General features: G+C 47.4%; 20 protein-coding genes and 1 other RNA gene. 8 read left to right on the top strand and 13 right to left on the bottom strand.

The window, feature by feature from the left end; translation table 11 throughout:
* Together DXZ20_RS23210 and DXZ20_RS23205 are read left to right on the top strand one after the other, a co-directional pair.
* Positions 1–347, top strand: a 347-nt coding sequence (locus DXZ20_RS23210; protein WP_163703593.1) for a cofactor assembly of complex C subunit B, incomplete at its 5' end; no start/stop codon positions are given.
* 59 nt (positions 348–406) lie between these two features.
* Positions 407–676: a YciI family protein gene (locus tag DXZ20_RS23205; RefSeq protein ID WP_006515648.1), complete on the top strand. Its 270-nt coding sequence runs from the start codon at positions 407–409 to the stop codon at positions 674–676.
* Between the two features lie 163 nt (positions 677–839).
* Here DXZ20_RS23205 and DXZ20_RS23200 read toward each other — a convergent pair whose 3' ends face one another.
* Positions 840–1,376 (bottom strand): PTPA-CTERM sorting domain-containing protein, encoded by a 537-nt coding sequence (locus tag DXZ20_RS23200; protein ID WP_163669390.1) that lies wholly within the window; start codon positions 1,374–1,376, stop codon positions 840–842.
* 615 nt (positions 1,377–1,991) lie between these two features.
* Between DXZ20_RS23200 and DXZ20_RS23195 the strand changes: the two genes are divergently transcribed.
* Entirely contained in the window at positions 1,992–2,996 is a 1,005-nt protein-coding gene (locus tag DXZ20_RS23195; protein WP_163701134.1) for a glycosyltransferase family 2 protein, read from the top strand.
* Here DXZ20_RS23195 and DXZ20_RS23190 read toward each other — a convergent pair.
* From DXZ20_RS23190 to DXZ20_RS23180, 3 genes are all read right to left on the bottom strand, one after another.
* Complete coding sequence (locus tag DXZ20_RS23190) at positions 2,993–3,400, bottom strand: DUF4346 domain-containing protein (protein ID WP_163701131.1); 408 nt, start codon at positions 3,398–3,400, stop codon at positions 2,993–2,995. The genes DXZ20_RS23195 and DXZ20_RS23190 overlap by 4 nt on opposite strands.
* Positions 3,401–3,598: 198 nt before the next feature.
* On the bottom strand, positions 3,599–4,789 hold the full coding sequence (locus DXZ20_RS23185; protein WP_163701128.1) for a GNAT family N-acetyltransferase: 1,191 nt from the start codon (positions 4,787–4,789) through the stop codon (positions 3,599–3,601).
* Between the two features lie 189 nt (positions 4,790–4,978).
* Positions 4,979–5,698, bottom strand: coding sequence for a RibD family protein (locus DXZ20_RS23180; protein WP_163701126.1), 720 nt, complete (start codon positions 5,696–5,698; stop codon positions 4,979–4,981).
* Positions 5,699–6,198: 500 nt separating this feature from the next.
* On the opposite strand from DXZ20_RS23180, the gene DXZ20_RS23175 reads away from it, so the two are divergent.
* Positions 6,199–8,211: a sensor histidine kinase gene (locus DXZ20_RS23175; RefSeq protein WP_163669401.1), complete on the top strand. Its 2,013-nt coding sequence runs from the start codon at positions 6,199–6,201 to the stop codon at positions 8,209–8,211.
* Between the two features lie 95 nt (positions 8,212–8,306).
* On the opposite strand, the gene DXZ20_RS23170 is transcribed toward DXZ20_RS23175, so the two are convergent.
* The 4 genes from DXZ20_RS23170 to DXZ20_RS23155 form a co-directional block, all read right to left on the bottom strand.
* Positions 8,307–9,326 (bottom strand): Gfo/Idh/MocA family protein, encoded by a 1,020-nt coding sequence (locus tag DXZ20_RS23170; protein ID WP_250565890.1) that lies wholly within the window; start codon positions 9,324–9,326, stop codon positions 8,307–8,309.
* Between the two features lie 60 nt (positions 9,327–9,386).
* The gene (gene rnc, locus DXZ20_RS23165; RefSeq protein WP_163669403.1) at positions 9,387–10,157 is read right to left on the bottom strand and encodes a ribonuclease III; all 771 of its coding nucleotides are present in this window, start codon (positions 10,155–10,157) and stop codon (positions 9,387–9,389) included.
* A 47-nt stretch (positions 10,158–10,204) separates the two neighbouring features.
* Positions 10,205–10,648: RNase P RNA component class A (gene rnpB / locus DXZ20_RS23160), an RNA gene on the bottom strand.
* Positions 10,649–10,774: 126 nt separating this feature from the next.
* Positions 10,775–11,068, bottom strand: a complete 294-nt coding sequence (locus tag DXZ20_RS23155) for an STAS domain-containing protein (RefSeq protein WP_036018518.1) — start codon at positions 11,066–11,068, stop codon at positions 10,775–10,777.
* Positions 11,069–11,344: 276 nt separating this feature from the next.
* Here DXZ20_RS23155 and DXZ20_RS23150 point away from each other — a divergent pair, with 276 nt between their 5' ends.
* Positions 11,345–12,124, top strand: a complete 780-nt coding sequence (locus DXZ20_RS23150; protein WP_163701122.1) for a ZIP family metal transporter — start codon at positions 11,345–11,347, stop codon at positions 12,122–12,124.
* A 76-nt stretch (positions 12,125–12,200) separates the two neighbouring features.
* Here DXZ20_RS23150 and DXZ20_RS23145 read toward each other — a convergent pair whose 3' ends face one another.
* Entirely contained in the window at positions 12,201–12,806 is a 606-nt protein-coding gene (locus tag DXZ20_RS23145; RefSeq protein WP_163701119.1) for a pyridoxamine 5'-phosphate oxidase family protein, read from the bottom strand.
* A gap of 91 nt (positions 12,807–12,897) precedes the next feature.
* The gene (locus DXZ20_RS23140; RefSeq protein ID WP_163701116.1) at positions 12,898–13,521 is read right to left on the bottom strand and encodes a glutathione S-transferase family protein; all 624 of its coding nucleotides are present in this window, start codon (positions 13,519–13,521) and stop codon (positions 12,898–12,900) included.
* A gap of 162 nt (positions 13,522–13,683) precedes the next feature.
* Between DXZ20_RS23140 and DXZ20_RS23135 the strand changes: the two genes are divergently transcribed.
* Positions 13,684–14,244: a TetR family transcriptional regulator gene (locus tag DXZ20_RS23135; protein WP_163669411.1), complete on the top strand. Its 561-nt coding sequence runs from the start codon at positions 13,684–13,686 to the stop codon at positions 14,242–14,244.
* Positions 14,245–14,260: 16 nt separating this feature from the next.
* Here the strand turns inward: DXZ20_RS23135 and DXZ20_RS23130 are convergent, their stop codons facing one another.
* From DXZ20_RS23130 to DXZ20_RS23120, 3 genes are all read right to left on the bottom strand, one after another.
* Positions 14,261–15,628 carry an MATE family efflux transporter gene (locus tag DXZ20_RS23130; protein WP_163701113.1) on the bottom strand — a complete coding sequence of 456 codons (1,368 nt, stop codon included), beginning with the start codon at positions 15,626–15,628 and terminating at the stop codon, positions 14,261–14,263.
* A gap of 471 nt (positions 15,629–16,099) precedes the next feature.
* Positions 16,100–16,408, bottom strand: a complete 309-nt coding sequence (locus DXZ20_RS23125) for a cupin domain-containing protein (protein ID WP_163669415.1) — start codon at positions 16,406–16,408, stop codon at positions 16,100–16,102.
* A 114-nt stretch (positions 16,409–16,522) separates the two neighbouring features.
* Positions 16,523–17,311 (bottom strand): phytanoyl-CoA dioxygenase family protein, encoded by a 789-nt coding sequence (locus DXZ20_RS23120; protein ID WP_163701110.1) that lies wholly within the window; start codon positions 17,309–17,311, stop codon positions 16,523–16,525.
* Between the two features lie 283 nt (positions 17,312–17,594).
* On the opposite strand from DXZ20_RS23120, the gene DXZ20_RS23115 reads away from it, so the two are divergent.
* Together DXZ20_RS23115 and DXZ20_RS23110 are read left to right on the top strand one after the other, a co-directional pair.
* Positions 17,595–19,247 (top strand): FAD-dependent oxidoreductase, encoded by a 1,653-nt coding sequence (locus DXZ20_RS23115; protein ID WP_163701108.1) that lies wholly within the window; start codon positions 17,595–17,597, stop codon positions 19,245–19,247.
* A gap of 513 nt (positions 19,248–19,760) precedes the next feature.
* Positions 19,761–23,309 carry a WD40 domain-containing protein gene (locus tag DXZ20_RS23110; RefSeq protein ID WP_163701106.1) on the top strand — a complete coding sequence of 1,183 codons (3,549 nt, stop codon included), beginning with the start codon at positions 19,761–19,763 and terminating at the stop codon, positions 23,307–23,309.
* Positions 23,310–23,359 lie beyond the last annotated feature (50 nt).

The following is a 23,359-nucleotide window of genomic DNA, read 5'->3' as shown; positions in this document are numbered from 1 at the left end:
CTCGTTCGTTGGTGGCTTACTACGATGGTCAGACATTGATGCGGCGCGGTATTCTTGGTCCCAATAAAGAGGTTGAAGTTGGCCCCATTATGGAGCGTACGCTGACTAGAAAACAGCCGGTTTATTTGGTGAATCTTAAACTTTATCCTGGTAAGGTTGAATTCAATTATTTGCCTGAAAACACCCAAGGAATAATTTGCCAACCCATGGGGGAAAAGGGGGTACTGGTTTTGGGGGCCAATGCGCCTCGCAGCTACACTAAACAGGATGAAAGCTGGGTTGAGGGCATTGCCGATAAGCTAGGGGCTAGTTTGGATACGCAGGCTACTCGTGAAGTGAAGGCCTGAGGCGATGGTCTTGTATTCTGTCTATTGTGCTAGTGAACAGATAGCAGGAGTAAAGAGCCATGGCCAAGTTTGTGATGTGGGGGAGCTACTGTGAGAATGCTCTGGAGAAACGCACCCCTTATCGTGCAGATCATCTCGCTGGACTGCAAGCACAAAAAGAAAAGGGCGTGTTGACCTCGTTGGGGCCAACAACCGATAACAGTAAAGTGTTCGGTACCTATGAAGCTGATGATGAGGCCATAGTTCGGCAGCTAGTGGAGAATGATCCTTATTGGGTTAATGGTATTTGGACCGAGTACGAAGTGTACGAGTGGAATAAAGTCTTCTAACGCTGGCATCGGTCGCTGGCATCGGTCGCTGACATCGGTCGCTGACATCGGTCCAATGGCTCAGGATATTGTCTTCGTCTTTGTTTGATTGTTAGGCATTTGGTTAATATGCTCAGTTGTTGTCTAGTGCGCCTGTTATAGGCACACTAGACCAGCTATAGTCCTAAGCTTCGATGGATTGCTTCCGCTTGCGAATAGCCGCCAGCCCTAGTCCAATTAAGCTCGGCAGTAGAGCCGGTGTAGGAACCTGTTGGAGTACGGCAAACTGAACATCAGATATGTCAAAGGGGGTGGGTATACATTCGTAGAAATCAGGGCGATCGCAAGAAGCGGCAAACACAACCTCTTGATATACCTCGTCTCCGTAGTCTCGAAACTCGGGAGGAATGGTGGCAACAAAGGCAGGATCATACTTGATTCCAATGAAATCGAGGCCAACGAAGCGCTCACCAAATAGATGTGCGAACAGGGGACCTTTAGTTGCATGCTGTGTTGCTAGATCTACGGCGAGTTCCTCGTTCCCGTAAAAGAGCTGTTTTTTTAGTGTGGGCAAGACATCTTCATATGTCTCACCAGAAATTGTTGAAACAGAAAATTCGCGGCTACCAATAAAGATATTGGCGGCAGCAGCAGGTGTTGTCGTCGAAAGTATGGCAATGCCAGCCGCAACTAGTGCCACAGAAGTATATTGAGCTTTCATCGAGCTTAGCTCCAAAACAACAAAGTAGATGTAAGCCACAGCTTTTACCACTTTGCCAAGATCTCATAGACGATTTGACGAGAGAGATTTGGCGAGTTTGAGATCGCAACAAGGACGTGACTCGCGATCGCACACAGACAATCAGCACAGACGAGCACTGCATACAGCCCCATACCATCAATCAGGTCACAGCGCTACGTTATTACTGAGTCAAAAGGGCGCAGACTGAGATGAACCAGTAGATGAAAGCTGTGGGATAGATGACAACAATACAGTGATGGACACCACTGGAAAGTGGTGGGCAACCCTTACGGTCGATTATTTAGTTACTACGCAATGAACGTAACTCGTCAGGCAAAAGCTGCATCATAAATTCACTCAGTTGGGCCTGACGCGCAGCAGATTGGCAAAACGTGATGCATGGGCACAACTTTAACGAAACAGTGACCTTTGCAAGCGGTGCTAATGGACAGTTAGTGATGCGTCTAAAGCATGGTTAACGCTTATCGAGGCACTTAAACACGTCTATTCTGACCTCTGAAACCGAATAATGAGTGGTGGGGAATGTTAGTGTTTGTTTAGCTCTGCCTAAGTCCATTGGATTCAAATCCCACTATGGTGACCTCCCCCAGTCAAATTGCTGCCGTTAATACTCGGTATGAGTTATCGGTCGTTGTGCCTATTTATAACGAATATGACAGTATTCCGTTGCTGGTGGAAAAAATTACCAACGCAGTTCGGACCATGAGGGTTTCCTATGAGTTGATCTGCGTGGATGATGGCTCAACGGATGGTTCAGCGAAGCTACTTAAAGCCCTGGCCAAAGAACGCCATGATTTGCGGGTGATTTTGCTACGACGTAACTATGGCCAGACTCCTGCCATGGCAGCTGGATTTAACTACGCTAGGGGGCAGGTGATCGTCACCCTGGACGGAGACTTGCAAAATGAGCCTGCAGATATTGCCACGGTCTACCAAAAGCTGCACGAAGGCTACGATCTGGTAAGCGGCTGGCGTAAAGATCGGCAGGACAATGCCATTACTCGACTGCTGCCATCCAAAATTGCCAACTGGCTAATTGCCACGGTAACCGGCGTTAGGCTGCATGACTATGGCTGTTCACTGAAAGCCTACAGCGCCGATGTGGTCAAAGATATGAACCTCTACGGTGAGCTCCATCGGTTTCTGCCAGCCCTAGCTTACATTGAGGGAGCGCGTATTAGTGAAGTCCCCGTACGCCACCATGCCCGTCAGTTTGGCCAAAGTAAATACGGTCTGGGTCGCACCTTTCGAGTTGCCCTAGATTTATTGACCATTTACTTTATGAAAACCTTTTTGACCCGCCCCATGCACGTCTTTGGGCCGTTTGGAGCCATATCCGTGTTTGCCGGGTTAGGTCTGAGCATTTATCTAGCATTTGTAAAGTTTATTTTGAATGCTGAGATCGGCAATCGCCCTCTGTTGATGTTGGCAGTGGTGTTATTTATTTCAGGAATTCAGTTATTGAGCGTAGGACTGTTAGCTGAGCTGATGATGCGCACCTACCACGAATCGCAAAAACGCCCCATTTATCGGGTGCGCGAAATCGTGGGTGGCAAATTGAGTGGTGTTCAGGATTAGTCCTGAACATAAGGCTCATCATTGACCAGGGCAATTTCAGCGCGCACAAACTCTCGACCAAGATAAGCAGCATGGTCTAAATAGCTTATGAGGCAAGGGTTTTCTTTGTCTTCGAAGATTTTCATGCACAACTCTTTAGCGGTGCGACCCTGATATAAGCGAGAAGACTGGCGTGGGGCCTCAGTCTTTTTCCCCAATAAAGGTTTGCCTGTGTCTGGATCGCAGGCTACGCCCTTGTCGTTAATGACATTGGTAAAATGCTTGGCGCAGATCAGCCCTTGCTCAGTGTCTAGATAGATCAAAAAATAACCGTCAGGATCGAGTTCAATAAACCGTTTAGACAGTTTGTTATCTAGGGTTTTGAGGGTGGCGGCAGATGGGCGTGTGTCTTGACTTAGAGCCATGGTAAAGAGACGGTTTCACAACGTGAGAACATTTTTGGGACCCATAGGGTCCTTTGGGTCCCATATTCTACCGTGCAGATCCCTTGATTTCACCTAGGATCGTGCTGATTTAGGGAATGCACCGGTCTAGCACTATGGCGATTTGACGGTGTCTCACCCCTCAAGTTATCCCGAGGCTCAGCAATGCTTCTATTTTATTTATTCCGTCCTTAATGGCTTGAGGGGGAGGTCTGCATTGATGTCGTCAATTTCCTGCTGTTCGGCGACATTAATGCGGTCGATGTAATTGTCTAGCACCTGGGCCAAGGTGGGATGATAGAACTTATGCAGGCTGTGGTTAGGGGAAGCGGGGAAACCGCGTCGTTTTTTGTGGCGTCCTCCAGCACCAGGGTCAAATAGCTTAATGCCGTTGGCGATGGCCCAGTCGATAGGTTCGTAATAGCAGGCGTTGAAGTGCAGGTGATTGTACTCTTCAAAAGCTCCCCAATAGCGCCCGTAGAGCTTTTCTCCCTTGGTCAGGCAAAAGGACATGCCAAGGGGATCGTTACTGTCGTCGCTGTAGGCGGCAAATACAACGGTGCGATCGCAAAACTCTGGATATAGCTGCTGAAAAAACTTGCGGGTTAAATATTTACTACCCCACCAGCCAAACTTGTCACAGGTATCACTGTAAAAGTCGTACACCAGGTTGCACAGGGTATCAGATAGGCCATTGCCAGTATGCACTTCAAAATGCAGTCCAGCCTTGGCGACAGACTTGCGTTCTCGCTTAATATTGCGGCGTTGGTTGGCATTAAATCGAGCTAGATAATCGTCAAAGCTGCTGTAGCCTTCGTTTTTCCAGATATAGCTATGGTGTAGCCATTTTTGAAAGCCCAGCTTCTCCATTGACGCCCGCCAGTCAGGGTTCGCGTAGAGAAAATGGCAGCCTGAAATCTGATTCTGGACGCAAAACTGGTCGATAGCTGCCACCATGACTTGGGTGAGTGCAGTCTCATCTTCCCCAGCCGCGATTAAAAACTGATACCCTTCGACAGGGGTAAATGGCGACATGCCCAGCAGCTTGGGGTAGTAGTCAATGCCCAGCTGATCTGCTAAATCTGCCCACTGATGGTCAAATACAAACTCACCGCGACTATGGCCTTTGAGATATAGCGGTGCGGCAGCCACTAATTTATTTTTGCACCACACTGTCAGGTGGTTGGGCAGCCAACCGGTCTGAGCTTTAGTACTGCCAGAGACCTCCATGGAATTTAGCCAAAACCACTCGAAGAAAGGGGTCTTGATCGATTGTGCCATGCTATCCCAATCGGCTGCGGGTAAGTCTGCCATACGATTGACCCAACGCAGCGTATAGTCGGTCAACGGCTGATTGATGGTTTTCCCCATTACTTGGCATAGCGTATTGATCCACTACGGTAATGTAGCGCGGCAGATGGGGAATGGGAATGGGGCAAAGTCGGCGTAGGGTAAGTTTTGAGTTTTGTAAGTTCTTGGTTCCTGGTGCCTTGTTCTTAGTTAGTTGCGGCTTGGCAAGTTCAAACCAGGCAAACTACGTCAGCTCAAAACTCAATAGTCTTAGCGGTGACGTTTATAGTTTAAGAACACTTCATTCCCAACGGTTTGATGCGATATCAGGGTGAATCTTGGTGCATTGTCTAGGGAAAATCCATCTCCGTCGCAGGGGGTGGGGGACTTGTCTCCGCCGATGATTAAGGGGCAAATGGTGAGCCAGAGTTCGTCAATCAAGTCAGCGGCCATCAGAGCCGCCACGAGTTGACCGCCGCCCATGATAATTAGTTGATGAATATTTAAGGCCTTGAGTTTGGTCAGGATTTGTTCCCAAGCGAAGTCTTGGCCTGTGGGGACAGTAGGGGCGATCCATAGCCGTTCAAAATGATCTGTGTCTTGCCAGTTGGCTGCCCCATGGCTGGTTGTTAACAACCAACGGGGGATTGGCTGAGTAAAGAACTTAGCAGTCGGATCTAATTGGCCTGATCTGGAGCAGACGATGTGGATGGGTTGGGGGTGTTGAGTGTTTTGACGCCGTTTTTCCAGGAGCTTTGCGTCTTTGATCAGGGCCGTGGTGCCGTAGGCTCGTAAGGTGCCAGCGCCGAATAGAGTGGCATCTGCGATCGCTAATCGCTTTTCTAGATGGTGCTGGTCGGCGGCTGATGGAAAACGAGCAGCACCGCGCTGAGGATTACTGATCTTGCCATCGGCACTCATGGCCAAAACAGTAGTGACGTAGGGACGATTGGATGTTTTGGCGTAGGGCTGTAGGTTTAACGGCGGCATTTATTCAAAAAGCGGTGATGGCTTCTTCTCGGTATGAAGCAATTTGTGAGAGGCTGAAGCATAGCGAACATGACCGATCGATTGACGAATTGAAGCATCGACACTGACCTGTCTGATGCCTGACAATATTCAATTTCAAGGGATTAAGCTACCTTTGATAAGGCTTCATCTATGTGAGTGCTACTTCAACTTTTGGCTTGCTAGCCGGTAGCTAGACAAGACCAGTCGATAAACTAAGTGGGTGTTAGTACCGGTATCAGTAATAACACGATGGTCATGGGTACGGTCGTTGCGAAAACTGATATTGGTTCATTGTGGTTTACCAGTAGATATAACATCAAAGTAAATGAGACGGTGACGTCTGCGGACCATTTTGGCTAGACTGCGGCAGACCAAGATGGCAAGCGTTTTCTTTTGTTGTTATCTACGAATTTGACTCCATGTCTTATCTACGTTTCCTTGTTGAAGTCAGCGACGATCCTATAAGTTGTTAGCGGTTTATGGCTAAGCGTCCTCTTTCATTTCGCCGGTTACTGATACTGCGTATCTTGCTATTGAGTACGCCTGTGCTACTCATTGGTCAGGCGATTACCTTGCGTAAGGCGCGTTCAAGCCTATTGGACACGGCCCGCCAAAACTTGACCAGCAGTGCTATTAACAAGGCAAGTGGTCTTAGGGACAGCATACGAGCAGTAGAATCAGAGCTGATGTTGCTCGCTGATAGCCAAGCTTTGAGAACTGGAGAGACCCCTGAAGTCTCTAGAGCCCTGAGGCAGTATACCGAAATAGCTTCCCACACGGTTGGGTGCTTAGAGCTGACTGATGCTGGCACCGGTAATGTCGTGTTAAGTACCTGTGAGTCTTCCCTCTTGCCCACACCGTTACAGCTGCCTTGGCAACAGGAATCCACGGGAAAGTCAGACTTCTATTTAGTGGACCTTGATAGCCCTAATCGGACGGTTTCAGAAACTGTCCTTGAAGTGGAAAATGAAGAGCAAGGGATGCACTCTTCCCTGCTTGATTTGATTGTCGCCACACCTATTTATAGCCCCGAAGGGCAGCTGCGCTATACCCTATCAGCTCAGTTTGGATTTACGCAGCTAGAAGACACCAATCCCCGTTCTCTGGTAGGTAAAACGGTCATTATCGATCCCAATGGCATTGTCGTTACCCACCCCAATCCAAACCTAGTCGGTCTATCGGTCGATGACCTCCATGGTGCTGATCGGTTTGTTAGCATCATGAGCAGTATTCGCGTAGGGAATTCGGACACCCTGCACCTGTTTAGTTTGCTGGAAAGTGGTGACGAGTGGCTAGCGGGTTACAGCGGTGCCAAACTGCCGGTGTCTACCGGTCAGATTCAGACGTGGAATGTGTTAGCGGTAACGCCGCTTGATCAAGCCCTCCACGCGCTGTGGGAAATCCGGATGATTCTATTTTTGCTGACCCTGGGATTGCTAGCTGCCAATGCTCTGTTAGCGCTTTATGTGGCCCGTAGTCTGTCATTGCCGGTGGAGCGATTGATTCACTATACTCAGCAAGTTCAGGACCTTTCCTCTGAGGTCAAGGCTGCGCCCAAGAACCGAAGTATTTGGGAACTTGATTATTTGGGGCAAGTTCTAGAACGCATGCTGCGTCGTCTGGAAGGAGGAGCCCAGGAGTTACGCCAGGCTTGGGAAAACGCCCAGATGGCCAATCAGCTTAAGAATGAGTTTTTGGCGAATACATCCCATGAATTGCGCACACCACTGAATGCCATTATTGGCTGTGTCCGTCTGGTGCGCGATGGCTCCTGTGATGATCGCGAAGAGGAACTGGAATTTCTAGAACGGGCGGATAATGCAGCCATTCATTTGCTGAAAATTATCAACGACATTTTGGACATTGCCAAAATTGAATCGGGCACCGTCAGTCTTGATCTAGATACTCTGGACTTGGGGGGCATCGTTCAAGATGTTCTGGATATGCAGGTTCTACAGATTCAGCAAAAGGGCTTGACCCTGAATCGTCCTGAGAAGTCAGACCCCATCTGGGTGAAGGGGGATGGCGATAAGCTCAAGCAGGTGTTCCTGAATATCGTTTACAACGCCGTTAAATTTACCCACAGTGGCAGTATTACGGCCAAGATTGAGATAGTGCAATCGGTTGATGCTCCAGATGACGATTCTGCACCAGTGCCCGCACCTCGCGTGAGCGTGACTATTCAGGATACTGGAATTGGCATTGATCCCAAGGATCAGCAAAAGCTTTTCCATCCTTTTGTAATGGTGGACGGTAGTCACACCCGCAGCTATGAGGGGACGGGGTTAGGCCTGGCGATTTCGAAGAACTTTATGAAACTGATGGGGGGCAGCATTAGCCTCTACAGTGAGGGGGTGGCTCAAGGTACGGCAGTTACCGTGAGTCTACCGCTCTTGGCTAACCAGGGTGAAGCCGATGAACCCGAGACTCCTGAAAAGGATAAGACAGAAGCTGCTGAGCAGGTGCTGGTGGGGCAGAAGACAGAGGGGTAAGTTTGGAGTGTTTAGTTTTGAGTTAACGGGTATAAACTCAACTCAAAATAAAGATCTGAGAACGCAAAACGACTCTTGTTTTTACTGTCTTGCTTTTACTGTGTAGAAATCCATGCGCCTGCTTGATTTAGGGATTTGGATAAGGCTTCTAGGATGGCGACTAGATCAGTGCCAACGATGCCCGAAGATATGGATGATGACTGATTGGTGAGCACACTTTGGACAAAATGCTCGCACATCGTGGCCAATGGCTCCTGCTTAGGAATGTCGATGGACTCTGTACTTAAGCCTATGGGACTAAATGTGTCGGCTTCTAGCTGCCCTAGCTGTAGTGTGAGGGGCGATTCAGGTCGCATTTCGTCAAAGATGAGGCTGCCGCGATCGCAAACCATAGTCAATTGTCGTTGCTTGTGGGGATTGGCCCAGCATAGATGTACCGTTGCTTCAAACCCACTGGCATATTTCAAACGACACCACACCACATCGGCTAGCTGCACTTGGTTTGAACGCTTTAGCCAGTTCAGACCTTGGGCCTGCACATGTGTGGGGAAATCCCCCAGCCAATGGTTAAAAATAGCAATGTCGTGGATCGCTAGATCCCAGAGGGCATCAACATCGTGACGTACGGGACCCAGGTTAGTGCGGGCGGCATAGCCGTAGCGTGGAGTGCCTAGACGGTTTAGATTCGCCTTGGCCGCCATAACAGCCGGATGGAAGAGATAGGTGTGGTCAATAAATAGCTGCCGATTTTGCTGACGGGCTAATTGGCAAAGTGCCTTAGATGTATTGGCAGTCAGCGTCAAGGGTTTTTCACACAGCACATGCAGCTGACGTTTGAGGGCAGCGGTGACAATAGCCTCGTGGGTGGTGGCGGGGGTGGCGATCGCAACAGCTTCTAAACCGTCAATGTTTAAGGCCGCTTCCCAACTCCTGAGTAGTGCCACTGAGGCATCTAGGTGAAACGTTTGGGCTATGGTCGTCAACCGTTCTGAAGACGGATCGACGACCGCCCTCACCTGAAGTTGGGGATGAGCCAGACAGTTGCGCAGTAGATGGGTGCCCCACCGCCCCACTCCCATCAGTGCCAGCTTGATTTGCCTTGTTTCTGGATCCATTGCCCTATACCTCGCTGAGCGGTCCGCTGCCCATTTTGCCCATTGTGGCAGTCAGGGTTACTAGCTATTTGAGTTAACGGTAATCAAGGGTTCCAATTGTTGATAGGCTTGCTGCGCGGCGCGTTGTTCTGCCTGTTTAATGGAGGGACCTTTGCCATCTCCCCAGAGTTTGCCCTGATACTGGACCTGGGCATAAAACCGCTCCGGATCGCCGTGGCGCTGGCTAATTTCTTCGACAGTATATGCTGGCAGCTGTTTACTGTGGGCCTGGGTGAGTTCTTGGAGGGCTGCTTTATAGTTGTGGCGGGCTGGGTCGTTTTTGATGGTTTGGGTAAGCCGCTCAAACTGACGATCAAGCCAGGGATGAATCAGGCTGAGATCTTGGGTGCTCAGGTAGAGTGCGCCCAAGACAGCTTCAAATGCGTCTGCCAGCCGTGAACTTCTGCCGGCCTGGTCCCCAGCGGCACTAGACGATATATGTAGGTAGCGCCCAAAGTTGTAGTCTCTGGCCAAAACTGCCAACGTGCGGTCGCTGACAAGTTGCGATCTCACTGCTGCCATTTCTCCCACCGACATGTGGGGGTAGGTTGCTTGCAAAAATTCTGCGGCAGCTAGCCTTAGGGCTGCATCACCTAGAAACTCCAGCACTTCATTATTTTGATCTGCTGAGCGAGAAATATCTATCAGGGCCTGATGCAGCAGGTCCCAACGCACTGCCGTAGGATCCGTTACCCCTAACTTTGCTACAAATTGTGATAACTCTTGTTGTCGTCGTGGATCATCCTTGATTGCTGACTGATTGCTGTCTACTGCCCTGTGGCCACTTAGCATTCACTGTTATTTGGTGGACTTGCCCCACCCTCCTATGCTCAAAAAAATGGAAAGAGTCAGCCGTAAGCCGGGTTCTGTTCTCGCTGATGCGAACATCAACGGGCGGTTATCTATCTGGGACGACTGTTACCAGTTGCCTCTAGCGGTACACCAAAAGCGGGGCTGGAAAAAGGTCAACCATGACCCCTGCGACCTTGCTCCTAGCCGGGGTTTACCGAGCCAGCACCTCTCGATGCTGCTGGTGCGCTCTTACCGCACCTTTGCACCCTTACCTGTAAAAGGATGAAGGATGAAGAATGAAGGATGAATTTAAATTCCGCCTTTCACCTTCCGCCTTCCGCCTTTCCATTGGCGGTATGTTTCTGTGGCACTATCCTCACGGTCACCCGCACTGGGAATTACCCAGCAAGCCTGACCTTTCAGGAGCCCGGACTTTCCTCAAGCTAAGGGCTTTGCTAAGTCCTTAGCCCGCAACCGCAGCACCAACTCTTTCCGACTAACTATAATATCGCGGCGTCACAGTGTAGCGTCAAAGCCGATAATTAAGTTAGGGCATCGTGAGTGCGGGCATGGACGATCAAGGCGTATTGTTCTATCGTTTGGCATTTAGCTGCCATTTACAATTCCTGTAAATGGTGCAGTAGGCCGGATCGTTCTAAAACAAGCTTGACCTGCTCATTCATGTCCCTAGCAATAATTTTGGCTCCTTCTTTGCGAGATTGTATAATTCCTGCCCAAAATACAGATGCTGCCGCAGGTTCGAGAAACTTAGTCTTTGCCATGTCGATGATGATGGTGACGCCAGGCTGAAGCTTCTGTTTCAAATCTTGCTCAAAAAACGGTGAGATAAAACTATCCACACGACTGGGTAGACGAATGACTACATGGGATGCAACCGAACTTGTATTCATGGGTAGTAAATGTTACTCAGTACATTACTAAATTAAGCGAGATATCTCGATGAATCCTTGGGTTTTTTCACGGAGATAGACACCATTTTGCGTAAAGTTTCCACATGATGTGTCGTTTCTAAGAACCGTAATATCCCTGAAAACACTTAGATCTTTGTCGTATAGAACTGCACATCTTTAAAGATCGGTGCTTGTGTGATTTAACTCACCCGTACTCATAATGAGTTTGAGTTAGTATGGAGTCCTGAGTCGGAGATTTTCTGTCGGAGGTTTTCTATGGAACAGCTCTCTCAATCCTGGTCTAGTGTCGCGTCGGATGTGATGTCTGACGGGGTTACATCTAGTGTGTTAGCCAGTTTTGGCACAGGTGTGGGTGCGGTACCCATACTGTTTACGTCTCAGTTAAGTGATCGTTGGCAGACTCTGTTGCTGAGTATGGGGAGTGGGGTGATGCTCTCAGCGGCAGCATTCTCGTTATTGATACCGGCTGTGCAGTTGGCGGGGCAGTCGGCTGGCTATGGCACAGGCACAGGAGAAATTGTGGCTGCCGTCATTATTGGTGTTGCGATTTTCTATGGTTTAGACCGTGTATTGCCTCAGCCAGAGCTGACACAGCCAGGCCATGGGCGACACCTGTGGCTGTTTGTGTTGGCTATTGCTCTACACCATTTTCCAGAGGGCTTGGCAGTGGGTTTGGGGGCAGCGTCTACCCATGATGCGAGCATTGCCATTGGTGTGGCTGTGCAAAATTTGCCTGAAGGCTTGATGGTAGCGCTAGCTTTGCGTCAGTTAGGCTATGGCATCGGTTTATCGCTGCTGTTTGCTACCCTATCTGGCTGGTTAGAACCCTTAGGAGGATGGTTGGGAGTAACACTGGTCGATGGGGGGCGTGCGATCGCCCCCATGGGCATGGCATTAGCGGCAGGTTCCATGCTGTTTGTTGTATTCCATGAGCTATTGCCTGAGTTAAACTTGAAGACCCTAAAAAGCAGCGGTTCGGTTGGGTTGTTGACTGGCGTTGTGATCATGGGAATGGTCGAACAGTTTTTAGGCTAAAGAGTTAGGAATTATTGAATGAAAAATTATCTCGTGTAGGGATGTGCCATGGAACGTCCCTACACGAGAAGAGAGATTAACCTTGAAGACGATTTTCTAACGCGATAATTTTTGCCTGTAGGGGCGCTGTAGCTGCCTCAATTGCCTCCTGAAGGTCTTGCTCAGAATAGCGTACGGGAATATGTTGAGGGCAATTCTGGCTAAATGCTTCAAGGGTGAATAAGACTGCACGTTCGATCTTCGCTGGGTACCCTGGCATGTGGAGTTGTTCAATTAATTCAGGATCATTTTCGACATAGTGGGCACGACCCCACAGTTTGAACCGACGGCGATGTCGATAGTCCATCAAAAAGAGAAAAGATTTATCGTTTTCAGACAGATTACCCACCGTGATGTACTGCACATTGCCGGAGAAATCAGCGAAGCCAATGGTCTTATTGTCTAGTACTTTGAGAAAGCCAGGTGGTCCCCCGCGAAATTGTATATAGGGATAGCCGTTAGAACCGATGGTGCCTAGATAGCCACCATCCATCTGAGTGATAAACTCAGCCAACTCCGGCGTGATTGTGTCATTTGGCGGGGCTTTGGCGGTGTAGCGTTCGTAGGTTTCTCGAGAACCTCGCTGGGTTTGGGCGGCTTTGACGGCAGGGGTGAAGGCAATGTCGGCGAATTTGCTGGGCATGAGTTTAGGGGGGGAAGATTTGAGAATATTTAGGGTTTCACGAATCTTATAGGGATGTTACATGCAACGTCCCTATAAGATTTGTTTTTCACTAGGCAGTCACTGCAAGAGTTTCGATTCCTCGCATGCCTACGAAACCAGGGAGCTGTTTGACTCGTTTAATCCAGGACAACACATGGGGATAGGGCGAGAGGTCAATTTTGCCATCGGGCGAAAGGGCAACATAGGGAAAGACGGCAACATCAGCAATAGTAGGCGTACTACCAACCAACCAATTATGGTCGCTCAGATGCTGATCGAGCTGGTTGAGAATAAATGTTGCTTTTTCGGTTGCGCGCTCAATGTTAATGGTGTTAGCACCAAACAAATGGTATAGACGGGCTGACTCTGGACCTTGGCGTACTTCCCCCGTCGTGATGGAGAGCCAGCGAATCACTTCGGCCATGGCCAATGGTTCCGTTGGTAGCCATGCCCCATTGTTGTCATATTTACGGGCTAAATAAACCAGTGAACCTTGGGCATCAGCTAGAACAACGTCGCCATCGGTGAGTACAGGTACCTGGCCAAAGGGGTTGAGTTTTAAGAATTCTGGCTGTTTGTGTTCACCTTTTAGCAGGTCTACGGTGACCCAATCGTGGTCTATCCCTAGGAGGTTCAAGAACAGTTTGACTTTGTAGCTGTTGCCGGACATGGGATGACCATAAAGTTTTGGCATGGGTTGAGACCTTAAATGATTTAATATTGAACCGAACGATCGGTCTGGTTAATTTATACCGAACGAACGGTACAATGTCAATAAAGATGATTCTCTTTTAAAGGTGGCCGTAAGGTTGATCCCTTTTGGGAAGGCTCAAGACTGTAAGTTTGGTGGTTGTTTGTGGCGCGTGAACCCTATTTGCCAGTGCTATTTCGGTTATTTCGTCGTCATGGTTATGACGGGGTGAGTTTGGCGAACATTGCTGAGGCGACGGGTCTCGGTAAGGCAAGTTTGTATCATCATTTTCCAGGTGGGAAAGCGGAGATGGTACGGGAGACGTTGGCCTATTCGGGTAGATGGATGGCGGACAATATTGTGGCCCCGCTGCAAGGGGATGGCGAGCCGTTGGAGCGGTTAAGGGGGATGTGCGATCGCATCTCTGCCTTATATGAGGCCGGTGAACAGCCTTGTTTGCTGGCATCGCTGACGCTGGGGGCATCGCGGGATATGTTTCATGAAGCGATTAAGGATCGCTTGCAGACGTTGGTGGATGCGATCGCATCAGTCTTAATCGAAGCTGGCTTAGATCCAGACCTGGCCCAGCAGCGAGGTGAAGATGCCGTAATGACCATCCAAGGATCATTGATTTTGTCTCGTGGTTTAGATGACCCCAAGCCATTTCAGCGAGCTATCGCTCAGCTTCCAGATCGCCTTTGGGACGGATTGCCTATGAAGGTTTAATTTTTGAGCTTTTGCACTACTGATTCAAAGCTTCTTGAGGTGTGGCCTGAATCGTTGCTGGTTTAAAGCACAGCTTACGATTCCAGCAATAGGCTCCTATTCCCACGGCTAAATTGGACACCAGCGCAGCAACAAAAATTCCTATAGGGCCAGCGATACGGCTACCTAGGTAGGCCAATGGAATATACAGCACAAACATCCGAGTAATGGTCATAATAATGGATGGCACCGGTTTACCCATGGCGTTAAACGCAGAACTGCTAACCTGAATGATGCCTGCGGTACCATAGCTGATGGGAACTAGCCATAGATACTGGGTGGCCACGGCAATTACACTGGGATCTTGATTAAACAAGCCCGAAAGAAGGCGTCCGCCCAGTCCTAGACCTATGGCCATAAATAATCCCCAGCCCATGCAGAATAAAAAGCTTTGGCGCAGGGCAAGGCGGACTCGGCCAAACTCTTGTGCTCCCCAATTTTGACCCACAAAAGGTCCCATGCTGGCGGATAGGGCCATAACGGTAATGAGGGCAAAGGCTTCCAGTCTTGAGGCCACACCAAATCCGGCAACAGCTGCAGGACCGTGGATGGCGAGAAAACTGGTAATCACTCCGATGGAGATGGGGTTGATCATACTGGAGGCTGCCGCTGGGAGACCGACTGTGAGAATGTCTTTCCAGCACCAGAGGGTTTCGTTGATATCTGGGAATTGGGCAGAGAGAAGATTCTCTTTAAAGCGAAGAACGAGCAAGGCGGCGACTAAAGTGGTGGCACGGGCAATAACCGTGGCGAGGGCTGCGCCTTGGATTTCGAGGCGGGGGAAGCCGAGGGCACCCGTGATTAATAGCGGGTCGAGAATGATGTTGACGGCGGCGGACAGGGTCATGATGATACTCGGCGTCAGGGTGTTGCCTGCGGCACGGATAGCGCTGTTACCAACCATAGGTACAACCAGGAAGACCATGCCAAAGTACCAGATGCGCATGTAGTCACGGATGTAGGGGAGAACATCAGGACCTGCACCAAGGGCTTTGAAAAGTGGGTTGATGGTGAATAGACCCAGACTGACGAAGAGGATGACGGCAGTGACGGCAAGGGTAAGGCTATTGGTAGTGAAGCGTTGGACTCGACTCATGTCGCCTTCGCCAATGGCACGAGCGATGACGGAAGATGCACCAACACCAAGGCCCATGGCGAGACTGCCGAAGGTCATGACAACGGGGAAGGTGAAGCTCATGGCAGCCAGCTGAGCGGTGCCGAGTTGGCCGACGAAGTAGGTGTCGACAAGGTTAAAGGCGATGATGGCGAAGACGCCCCAGACCATGGGGATAGTGAGGGTAATGAGTTGTTTGCCGACGGGGCCTTGGGTGAGTTTTTGGTTCATAGAGGGGCAAGGGGTTTTGCTCAGTGTAGAGTAGGTGGTGATTGGAGGTTGTACTGAGATCTTGCACTAAGTCGATTGTGAGGCTAAAACCCACGTTGGGTTCAAAACCCAACGCTAATTGAGGGCTGTCTGCTAAAGCGACAACGTTGGCTATGATGCCCTAAATATAGGCTTTCAGCGATTCTTTAACCCCTTTAGAGGGTTTTGATCCAATTAGCCGTGCGACTTTGAGTCCACGGTGGGTTATCGCCACCACGCCAGGTGCAAGATGTGAGTTGGATTAATTAATTTGGATCACCTCATAGGGGCACTCCCTTGTGGATGCCCTCCGATATTTGCAGCGATTGACCAGACTCTCATAACGTAATTCTTTTTGTTTACCTAATCCTTAGGCAAACCTGAAAGCCCTCCAATGTTTGGGGATTTAAGAGTGGTGGATAACTGAATGTGTCTTTACTGAAAATTCTCTATCTAATCTGCTCTGAACCAGAATTCAATTTCTGAGGTTTCTTGTTCGAACCTTGCCGCATGGACTGCTTGGGCGGGAACGTGATACCAATCACCTGGCTGATAATGACTCTCTTTACCATTTATAATCAGAATAAGTTCGCCTTGGGTAATGACGCCAACATTGTCGGTATTGTGATGGTGGGGTGAGATTTCTGTTCCAGCGGGATAGGTGGCAAAGAGAACATCGCAGTTTTGGGCCATGAGTTTATAGGCATCAAATGGGCCATCGAATTTAGGTAAAGCACGTAGCTGTTTGGGAAAGTGGGTCATAGATCGGTGCTGAGAAGATTTGTAGATACTACTGTTTTCCAAAAAACCTTGGGAGTTACACCTAAACGTTATCAACAACTGCTGGCCTCACAGGGTGTCACTCCGAATCTATTGCTAGTTGTGGGAGGGTACAATGTTTCGTGCCAGATCATACCAATTACTATTCTGGATATGTTTGATTTCTTCGTCAGTCGGTAGATCTGTTGGGTCTAGAAAACTTTCGACTAAAGGGTGAGGTTTGCCTACACAAAGGTCTAGCGCTTTGCGGGTAGGATTTAGAGCATAGTTGCCTCGATGAATTATTTGAGCGCTAAAAATCAGTACATCCCCTGGTTCAAGTTCAATTAAGACAGAGCCAGGCAGGGATTCATAATTTCTATGGCCATTTTGCTCGAAGCGTACGTTTCTTTCTAGTTCGGTGTCCCAACGTTTGTGGGTTTCAGGTATGAGCTCTACTCCTTTTTCTGCAACAAGGGGAATTCTCACATGGAGACTAAGCATATTGTTATGTTCAGCGGCTTGCACATTATCATCAATGGGGCTGTATTGCAGATCACGATGCCAGTAGGGTCGTTTTTCCTTGTCGTGGGGGTTAAAAAAGAGTTGTGTATTGTGAAAATAAATATCTGTCTTGAAGATACTCTCTAATCTATTCGTGAGTTTACTTGGTAAGAGTAGTTCGAAGAACTCAGTTCTTTTATGACTGCAACCTTGAAAATATCTAGGGTTAGTCAGCGAGTGCATATTGATGAGTTTCTGCTCAATCAGAGCATCATGATTTTCCTCCTGCCACTGACTGTAGATGCGGTCAATGATACGAGTAAGTTGATCAATCTCCTCCGGATTAAAGAATCTAGGCAGAATGACATGACCTTGCTCTTCAAATTGTTTAGCCGTATTCATAGAAGCCTGGTTGCAAAGTATAAAAAGACAAGTTTAAACAAGACCATAAGATCATAGTGCGTTGCTGCCTGGTCAAAATTTTTGCGAATTATCGACTCAAGCATAAATATAACTGAGACATTGTAAGGCTTAGCTTTTTAAGGATATACCGGCTGTTCTAATGATTTGAGGCGCAAAACCTCCATCAAAATGAAAATCTTGAGCCCATGCCATTGGCAATTCTCATGTCAACAGGGCTTAGAATTTGTAAGAATGCGAGAAATAAGTTAGCCTTCTTTGCCCCATGGATAAGCCTGTCATTCTGACCATTGACGATGATCCTGCTGTGCTACAGACTATTGCCCGCGATCTGCGCAAACAATATGGGGATCGCTTTCGCATTGTACGGGCCGACTCAGGTGCAACAGCCCTAGAAGCTGCCCAGCAGTTAAAGTTGCGTGGCAATACTGTGGCGTTATTTTTGGCAGATCAACGTATGCCGGGCATGAGCGGTGTCGAGTTTTTGAACCAGGGCTCAGACATCTTTCCTGCTGCTAAGCGAGCATTATTGACAGCCTATGCAGACACGAATGCAGCGATCGATGCCATCAATATGGCCCAACTAGATTATTATCTACTAAAGCCTTGGGACCCGCCAGAAGAAAAACTTTACCCAGTATTAGATGATCTGCTGCACGATTGGCAGGCAACATTTAAGCCAGTATTTCAAGGGGTAAAGGTAATTAGCGATCGCTGGTCACCAGATTCCCATGCGCTGCGGGATTTTCTCTCGCGGAATCAAGTGCCCTATCGTTGGCTAGATATTGAGTCGAACCAAGAAGCGCGGCAGCTAGTGACCTATGCCGGCGAGAAGGATAACCCCTGCTTGCCGCTGGTGCTGCTGCCCAGCGGTGAGAAACTGGTAAAGCCTAGTACGACTGACCTGGCGCAGCAGGTGGGGATGCAGACTGAAGCGGCGAATCCATTTTATGACTTGGTGATCGTCGGTGGTGGTCCGGCAGGGTTAGCTGCTGCAGTGTACGGTGCTTCAGAAGGGCTGCGGACCGTGATGATTGAGCGAGAAGCTCCTGGCGGACAGGCGGGGACAAGCTCTCGGATTGAAAACTATTTAGGCTTTCCGGTGGGACTTAGTGGAAGCGATTTAGCTCGACGCGCAGTCACCCAGGCAAAACGTTTTGGGGTGGAGATTTTAACGCCTCAGGAAGTAACGGGGATTCGGTTGGAAGACAATTATCGGATTGTGACCCTATCGGATGGTAGTGAGATTAGTTGCCATGCTCTGATCTTAGCCATGGGGGTGTCATGGCGTCGGCTATCAGTACCTGGTGTAGAGCAGTTTACGGGGGCAGGCGTTTACTACGGTGCGGCCCAAACAGAGGCGGCTGCCTGCAAGGATGAGGATGTGTATGTGGTGGGCGGTGCCAACTCAGCAGGGCAGGCAGCCATGTATTTCTCGAAGTATGCCCGCAAGGTGCGGATGTTAGTGCGGGGTGAGTCGCTGACAAAGAGCATGTCGCAGTATTTGATTGACCAGATAGCAGGCACTGACAATATTGAGGTGATGCCGTTTCACAGTGTGGTGGAGGCTAAGGGCGGTGATCGACTAGAAGGGATTTTGGTGAAAGATTCTCAAACAGGAGAGGTGAAAACGTTTAAGACCAATTCGCTGTTTATCTTTATTGGGGCAACACCGAGCACAGGCTGGCTCGATGATGTGGTACAGCGGGATGAGCGTGGCTTTATTTATAGTGGGGCGGATATTCCCAATGGTGCGCTCTGGCCGTTAGAGCGCGATCGATTTTTGTTGGAGACGAATGTTCCGGGGATTTTTGCGGTGGGTGATGTACGCCATGGGTCGGTGAAGCGGGTGGCATCGGGTGTGGGTGAAGGGTCGATTTGTGTGCAGTTTGTGCATCGGCACTTAGCGAATGTGTAGGTCTGAGGTAGGATGAATCCTTAAAAATCTATTTACGATTGAGGGTATGAAGTTGTTACTAAGCTTGTCACTGTGATTGTTTTGGTTTGGAGATTCTAACTTTGGCTGTAATGCCAGTAAATCTGAAAAATCTGAAAAATCTGAAACTACTCTTAAAATAGCTTGCTGCTTCGATCGATATCGGTATCGTATTCAGGCTGTTTCACTCGACTTTTAAAGAAACCAGGTAAACGCCTAAAATATGTAAATAATCCATTGATTTAGATCGACGATATTACAAATCGTAATGAATTTGCGTATTTTAAAGGCTGAGATTACGTAATTTTCTGGTGTTGTTAAGTGTATTTTGTTACTGGTAGAGATTTTTTGCGTACAACAGAACATCAGTGATAAATCATGTGATGAATCATGAACCTGTCTACTGTCATTGTAATAAAAATAAGCTATATTCGTGGCTACAACTTGGGCATTCAGTAAAAGTGCTTATTTTAGATTAGAGTAGTTTATTTTTTGATGGTACAGAAGACATACGATTTATCCCTTCATGGCTTGGAGTCAGAGTATATTTTTGCAGGTCATGAAGGCGCTATTACTGATATTAAGTGGTCAATGGATGGAAAACTCATTGCTTCGGCCTCGATAGATAAAACTATTCGAGTTTGGGATTTAGGCAATCGTAAGCAGCAATCTGTTTTTATCAACAAAGGCCGCTCGGGAATTGTTACAAGTCTTGCATGGTCTAAAAATAGCAAAGAACTTGCTTTTGGTACTACAACTAAAAATCTAAGGGTTCTGAATCGTAGGACAAATAAAGCAGTTTCAAAGCAGGGGCATTCAGCTTCTATTAACAGTGTATCTTTCTCCCCAGATGGGAAGATAAGAGCATCTGGTTCGAATGATCGAACTATTAGAGTGTATAATGCAACAAATAATGGGAAATTACGCTTTACACTCAAGGCCCATTCTGGAAGTGTCGATTCTTTAGCATGGTCGCCAGATAGTAAAGTTCTAGCAACAGGTTCTAGCGATAAAACTATTAGATTGTGGTCTCTTAAGAAAGGGAATTGTGTTCGAGTATTTCAAGGCCATAGTGGACGTATTGCTAGTCTGGCTTTTTCTCCCAATGGTCAATTTCTTGTGTCGGCTTCTGCTGACCGTACTATAGGCGTATGGGACTGTGAGCAAAAGAGATTAAAACATATTTTAGAAGGACATGCTGAAGAAGTCACTCGTGTTTCATTCTCCTTCGATGGTCGCTTGTTGGCATCACAATCAAGTGATGGAATTGTTAAAGTATGGCGATGTGACACTTGGGAGATAGTTAGAGAGTTTAATGAGTCCTCTAGCTATTTACAAGCTAGAGGACTTGCATTTCATCCACGACTGCCTATACTGGCAACTCTTGATAGAGAGGGTTCTGCTGTTCATTTATGGCATTTGGATATTGATGCTATTCTTATGGCCCCTGATGTGGTAGAAACCGTTCGATATAGCAATGCTAAAGTTGTGTTGTTGGGTAATACAGGGGTGGGTAAATCGGGCTTAGCTCAAGTTCTTACTGGAAAGCCTTTTGAAAAAACCGACTCAACGCATGGAAGGCGTGTTTGGATCTTTGACAGCCAAGAATCTAAATCTGATGATGGTAACACTACCTTGCGAGAAGTTTTGTTGTGGGATTTAGCAGGGCAACCCGGCTATCGTCTTATCCATCAATTACACTTGAATGAAGTTGCAGTAGCTATAGTCGTTTTTGACTCAGGAAGTGATACTGATCCATTTACTGGCGTGCATTACTGGAGTAGGGCTTTAAACGAGGCTCAGCGTCTGCAAGGTGATGCAGCTCTGCCACTTAAACGACTGCTCGTATCTGCTCGTGTTGATAGGGGAGGTATTGACGCCAGTAATCAACGTATTGAAGCTATTCTGAGGGACTTAAACTTCGATGGTTACTTTAAAACCAGTGCCAGAGAGGGGTGGGAAATCCAAGAGCTATCTGCAGCTATACAAGAATCTATTGATTGGAGTATTATCCCATCAATTAGTTCAACAGAGCTTTTTCAGAGGATCAAGCGATTTCTAGTTAAGGAAAAACAGGCAAACCGTTTATTGTCTAGTGTTGAAGATCTATTTCGTGCTTTTTTACAGGCTGAGAAATCTGCTGTCAATGAGAGCAAAAATCTACGGGCTCAGTTTGAAACTTGTATTGGACGAGTGGAATCCCAAGGGCTTGTACGAAAACTGAGTTTTGGTAATTTGATCTTGCTGCAACCTGAATTGCTAGATGCTTATGCATCTACATTAGTCATGACTGCAAGAGATGAGTCAGATGGATTAGGCTGTATAGCAGAAAAGAAGGTTCGTGAAGGAACTTTCAGAATGTCTGAGGATGAGCGAATTTCAGATAGAGAGCAAGAAAAACTGCTTTTACTAGCTACAGTTGAAGACTTGTTGACTCATGAAATTGCTTTGCGAGAAGAATCTGAAGATGGCACTTATCTTGTATTTCCTTCCCAATTTACTCGGGAACTTCCTGATGTATTAGATCCAGAAGGAAAGGCAGTAACCTTTGAATTTGAAGGATCTGTTCAAAATGTTTATTCAAGATTAGCTGTTCGACTTTCGCATAGTGGTTTATTTCGAAATCAACAGATGTGGAAAAATGCAGCGATTTTCACGACATATACAGAAAGTGAATGTGGTCTTTTGTTGCGGCAGCTTGAAGATGGAAAAGCAGAGTTGACGCTATTTTTTAATAAGCTTACGAGTGAAGAAATTCGGTTCCAGTTTGAAGAATATATTTCCATATACCTGAATCGTTATGTCGTAACAGATAGTCTAAAGAGAAAAAGATTGTTTGTGTGTCCTAAGTGCTCTACTCCTGTAACTGAACAACAGGCAACAAAACGCAAAGAATATGGATTCAATTCAATTAGATGTAATGTCTGTGATACAGAGGTTTCCTTGCTAGATCGTAAGGAGCGTCTTGGTTTTCTTAAATTTATTAATAAAAAATCAGATATTGAAAGTGATGATGAAAATATGACACTCTCTAAAATTGCTGCTATGGATACAGCTGCCGATAATCAACGCACTTTAGATACAGCTAGTTCTATCTTAGAGGGTAAAATAGCTACTGAGGACTTTGATGTTTTTCTTTGTTATGATCCAAGAGATAAATCGGCAGTTAGAACAGTAGGCAAGCATTTAAAGAGAGCAGGGGTTTTACCTTGGTTTGATGAATGGAATTTACAGCCAGGACTGTCATGGCAGCAATCTCTTGAAAGTCATATAGACAAGATCAAGTCAGTAGCAGTTTTTGTTGGTAACAATAACTATGTTCCTTGGGACAATCAAGAGTTACAGTCTTTCATTCGCGAATTTGTGAGAAAAGGTTGTTCTGTTATTCCTGTTCTTTTAAGTAATGTTTTAGAGTGTCCGAAGCTTCCAATTTTCCTCAAAGACAGGCCATGGATAGATTTTGGTGCTTCCGATCCAGATCCAATGGACCAGCTTTTATGGGGGATTACTGGAAAGCGTGGTTTGCTCAAACAGAATATTGACAGCGATGAGGAGGATAATGTCAGCCTTAAAGAGCGCTTAGATATATCTGAGAAAAATACCTCTGAACTGCTAGGAATTGTCAAATCACAAACTATGAGACCTATGAATTCACAGACTAATCATTTCCATGGACCTGTAGGTAATGTTGCAGGTGAAAATTATGGTTCCATGACAGCTCATATTAGCCAGAATAGTGATGATATTAATCGTCTTATGACTACTCTACGTAGTGCAGCGCAATCTTTTCCAGAAGAGCAAAAAGAAGAAGTTCTTATGGAGTTAGATGATATTGAATCTGATCTGAAGATGCCGGAAAAACAGAACCCTAAACGTATAGGAAGACGCCTACAGCGTTTAATTGTTGCTGGTACAACAGCAGCTACTTTAGCTAGTGGGGCAGCCACATTCTCTAGTGATGTAAATGAATTTACAGAGAATGTTGTAGACTTGGCTGGAAAAATTGGCATCTCAGAATTTATAGATGTTCAAACCAATCTGTAGTTCACAGTCAGATGTTTTGCTTTGTCTCAGGTAACTACTCAGGCTTAAAA

The sequence above is a fragment of the Adonisia turfae CCMR0081 genome (assembly GCF_011009555.1).
GTDB classification, from domain to species: Bacteria; Cyanobacteriota; Cyanobacteriia; order Phormidesmidales; family Phormidesmidaceae; genus Leptothoe; species Leptothoe turfae.
This window is presented reverse-complemented; position numbering and strand designations above follow the sequence as displayed.

Coding starts and splice junctions, on each gene's coding strand:
- DXZ20_RS23155 (WP_036018518.1), bottom strand. CDS start 11,068: ATGAATACAAGTTCGGTTGCATCCCATGTAGTCATTCGTCTACCCAGT.
- DXZ20_RS23180 (WP_163701126.1), bottom strand. CDS start 5,698: ATGCCGCCGTTAAACCTACAGCCCTACGCCAAAACATCCAATCGTCCC.
- DXZ20_RS23120 (WP_163701110.1), bottom strand. CDS start 17,311: ATGAATACGGCTAAACAATTTGAAGAGCAAGGTCATGTCATTCTGCCT.
- DXZ20_RS23175 (WP_163669401.1), top strand. CDS start 6,199: ATGGCTAAGCGTCCTCTTTCATTTCGCCGGTTACTGATACTGCGTATC.
- DXZ20_RS23150 (WP_163701122.1), top strand. CDS start 11,345: ATGGAACAGCTCTCTCAATCCTGGTCTAGTGTCGCGTCGGATGTGATG.
- DXZ20_RS23200 (WP_163669390.1), bottom strand. CDS start 1,376: ATGAAAGCTCAATATACTTCTGTGGCACTAGTTGCGGCTGGCATTGCC.
- DXZ20_RS23110 (WP_163701106.1), top strand. CDS start 19,761: ATGGTACAGAAGACATACGATTTATCCCTTCATGGCTTGGAGTCAGAG.
- DXZ20_RS23140 (WP_163701116.1), bottom strand. CDS start 13,521: ATGCCAAAACTTTATGGTCATCCCATGTCCGGCAACAGCTACAAAGTC.
- DXZ20_RS23190 (WP_163701131.1), bottom strand. CDS start 3,400: ATGGCTCTAAGTCAAGACACACGCCCATCTGCCGCCACCCTCAAAACC.
- DXZ20_RS23195 (WP_163701134.1), top strand. CDS start 1,992: ATGGTGACCTCCCCCAGTCAAATTGCTGCCGTTAATACTCGGTATGAG.
- DXZ20_RS23130 (WP_163701113.1), bottom strand. CDS start 15,628: ATGAACCAAAAACTCACCCAAGGCCCCGTCGGCAAACAACTCATTACC.
- DXZ20_RS23125 (WP_163669415.1), bottom strand. CDS start 16,408: ATGACCCACTTTCCCAAACAGCTACGTGCTTTACCTAAATTCGATGGC.
- DXZ20_RS23170 (WP_250565890.1), bottom strand. CDS start 9,326: ATGGATCCAGAAACAAGGCAAATCAAGCTGGCACTGATGGGAGTGGGG.
- DXZ20_RS23115 (WP_163701108.1), top strand. CDS start 17,595: ATGGATAAGCCTGTCATTCTGACCATTGACGATGATCCTGCTGTGCTA.
- DXZ20_RS23185 (WP_163701128.1), bottom strand. CDS start 4,789: ATGGGGAAAACCATCAATCAGCCGTTGACCGACTATACGCTGCGTTGG.
- DXZ20_RS23145 (WP_163701119.1), bottom strand. CDS start 12,806: ATGCCCAGCAAATTCGCCGACATTGCCTTCACCCCTGCCGTCAAAGCC.
- DXZ20_RS23205 (WP_006515648.1), top strand. CDS start 407: ATGGCCAAGTTTGTGATGTGGGGGAGCTACTGTGAGAATGCTCTGGAG.
- rnc (WP_163669403.1), bottom strand. CDS start 10,157: ATGCTAAGTGGCCACAGGGCAGTAGACAGCAATCAGTCAGCAATCAAG.